The 1,221-nt window shown below is 41.4% G+C and carries 2 protein-coding genes; one reads left to right on the top strand and one right to left on the bottom strand.

Features of this window, described 5'->3' with window-relative positions:
• Positions 1-457: exodeoxyribonuclease I (sbcB, locus tag RH89_RS15405; RefSeq protein ID WP_004403874.1), on the bottom strand; the 457-nt coding region annotated here is incomplete at its 3' end.
• Positions 458-914: 457 nt separating this feature from the next.
• Here sbcB and RH89_RS15400 point away from each other — a divergent pair.
• A partial coding sequence (locus RH89_RS15400) for a TetR/AcrR family transcriptional regulator (RefSeq protein WP_004403872.1) occupies positions 915-1,221 on the top strand: 307 nt, incomplete at its 3' end.

Here is a 1,221-nt window from a genome sequence, read left to right as displayed (position 1 = left end):
GCCAGTTCACACCTTCAGGTCGAAGTGCGTGACAGGCTCGCATTACGTCCAGCAAATCCCATCGAGAGTTTCCGTGCTGCCAGCTCCAGGCATACGGGTCATAAAAGTTTCGATAAAGAGTATAGCGAGAGACTTCGTCATCAAATCGAATACTGTTGTAACCAAGGCTTGTGGTATTTGGCGTAGAAAGTTCATCGTGAATCTTTTTAATGAACTCAGGCTCGGGTAGCCCTTTACTCACAGCTGTTTGTGGAGAGATTCCAGTAATAAGCGCGGCTTCAGGCGAAGGGAGGTAATCAGAGGGAGGCTGGCAATAAATGACAAGCGGTTCACCTATGATATTCAGATCCATGTCTGTGCGAACTCCGGCAAACTGGCTAGGTCGATCTTTAGCGGGGCTGGTCCCCCAGGTTTCGTAATCGAAAAAGAACAGAGTCGGCTGGTTTTCTTTTGACATGAATGGTTTCCAATAAATTAAGCGTTCATCCGTATTAGACCACCGCATTCGTGACAGGTAAACCAGAACTCAAGATTTAGAGTGTTTTCGAAAAGCGTTTGCGCAGATTTTGATTGTGGAGTGAAGAATTTTTCGACAGCTTCAGTGTGCTGAAAAAAGAAAAGCCCGCTAAAAGCGGGCTAGAGCAAATGGCTCATGAGTCTCAATTAGGGATAAACACAGTTTGTGACTAATTCAAACTGTAGGTGATGGTGTGAATTGTTGCATAGCCGGAGATATCTAATGTCATCATTTTGTTAGGTATTTGATTGGATTGTTTCATCGTTGTGTTGGTGATGAATTGCATTTTAGCGATCTGTAAATAGCAGACATGAAATACAATATATGAAAATACTATAGACAAAATGTCATTTTGATCATATTTTAATCGTAGTGTTTTCGGTTTTGGTAGTTTGATATGAAAATGAAAGATAAAAAGGCTGAGGTTAGGCGCAGAATTATTGATGCGGCGGTCGATTTAATGTCAGAGGACGGTTTTAAAAATGTCTCAATGAGGAAAATCGCAAAAGCTGCAGAAGTGGGTGATGCGACGATCTACAATTACTTTCCAAGTAAAGAGAAGATTCTCTATGGCTATTTTGAAGTGGTGATGGAAGACACTTTGAAAGAGCTGGACACTATTGAAGAATTTGAATCCTACCAATTACATGAAAAAGTTCAGTGCTTTATTGAAACCAACCTGAGTTTACTTCTGTCGAATCGCG

It is taken from the genome of Vibrio nigripulchritudo ATCC 27043, assembly GCF_000222685.1.
Classification (GTDB): domain Bacteria; phylum Pseudomonadota; class Gammaproteobacteria; order Enterobacterales; family Vibrionaceae; genus Vibrio; species Vibrio nigripulchritudo.
This window is presented reverse-complemented; position numbering and strand designations above follow the sequence as displayed.